This window comes from Kineosporia mesophila, from assembly GCF_021129235.1.
Lineage (GTDB): Bacteria > Actinomycetota > Actinomycetes > Actinomycetales > Kineosporiaceae > Kineosporia > Kineosporia mesophila.
In genome coordinates, this window is the sequence record NZ_JAJOMA010000060.1 from 1 (window position 1) to 506 (window position 506).

Here is a 506-nt window from a genome sequence, read left to right on the forward strand (position 1 = left end):
CTGACCGGGCGGGGATGGTTCGCGGTCCTGGCCGTCACCGCGTTCGGCGGCTTCATCCGCTTCTGGCACCTGGGCCGCCCCGGCACCCTGGTCTTCGACGAGACCTACTACGTCAAACAGGGCTGGTCGATGATCCGCGCCGGCTACGAGCTGGCCTGGCAGGGCAAGGGCGAAGAGGTCGACCCCCGCTGGAACCGCGGCGACATCGACGTCTTCACCAGCAACCCCGACTTCGTCGTGCACCCACCGGTCGGCAAATGGATGATCGGCCTGGGCGAATGGATCTTCGGCCCGACCAGCTCCTTCGGCTGGCGCTTCTCCTCCGCCCTGGTCGGCACCCTCTCCATCCTGATGATCACCCTGATCGCCCGCCGCCTCTTCGGCTCCACCCTGCTGGGCCTGACCGCCGGCCTGCTGCTGTCCATCGACGGCGAGCACTTCGTCCACAGCCGCACCGGCCTGCTCGACATCTTCGTGATGTTCTGGGCCCTCGCCGCATTCGGCTG

General features: G+C 67.8%; 1 protein-coding gene. It reads left to right on the plus strand.

Translation table 11 applies throughout. The features are described from left to right. The coding region (locus LR393_RS34795) for a phospholipid carrier-dependent glycosyltransferase (protein ID WP_407937378.1) at positions 1–506 on the plus strand (506 nt) is incomplete at its 3' end.